The 852-nt window shown below is 42.0% G+C and carries 1 protein-coding gene; it reads left to right on the top strand.

Annotation, left to right across the window (positions count from 1 at the left end):
- Positions 1–852: Ig-like domain-containing protein (locus TY87_RS22400; protein WP_157789945.1), on the top strand; the 852-nt coding region annotated here is incomplete at both ends.

The raw sequence follows: 852 nt of genomic DNA, 5'->3' as shown, positions 1-852 counted from the left end.
TACGTCTTCAGCAGGTACAGATAGTGCGAAGGTTGATACCTTTATAAATGTACCATTAATCGATTTAACTTCTTCAAGTGATACTGGTGATTCTTCAGTTGATAATCTAACAAATGACACCACCGCCACATTCTCTCTTTCTAACATTGATAATGATGTGACCCTTGTTGAAGTATTCAGCGGCACAACAAAATTAGGTGACGCAGTACAAGCAGCAGATGGTAGTTGGAGCTTTACAGCGACTAATGGGCAATTAGCTGAAGGTGCTAACACTCTTACCGTTAAAGTGACTGATAATGCCGGCAATACAGTGACTTCTTCTCCACTAGATGTCACTTTAGATACGCAAGCAAGTGCTTCTATTAGCATTGATACAATAGCTGGTGATGATGTACTTAATGCTATTGAGGCGAGTGGTACTGTAACGATTACAGGAAGAGTAGATGGTGATGCTGCTGAAGGCGATACAGTTACACTTACCATTAACAATGTGCAATACACAGGTTCTGTAACTAGTGATCTTACCTATAGCATTGATGTAGCGGGTAGTGATTTGGCTGGTGATGCTAATCATGTAATTAGCGCAAGTGTTACTGGTACCGATGCGGCAGGTAATGCGTTTACTGCTACATCAGAGTCAACTGACGGCACGTATCAAGATAAAAGTACCGTCATCGCTAGTCTTGATGACAATGGATTCACTCCTGAAGGCGAAGATGCAATTTTCACCTTGTCACTCAACCAAGCTTCTCCAACGGATGTTACCGTTAAACTATCGACTTCTTTTGATACGGCAAGTGCTGATGATATTGGCACCATAGCCGCGAGTTATGTGGATGAAAACGGTCAAAC

This window comes from Marinomonas sp. BSi20584 (assembly GCF_002792415.1).
Lineage (GTDB): Bacteria > Pseudomonadota > Gammaproteobacteria > Pseudomonadales > Marinomonadaceae > Marinomonas > Marinomonas polaris.
Note: the sequence above shows the minus strand (reverse complement) of the source record. Positions and strands in the feature narration are given on the sequence as shown.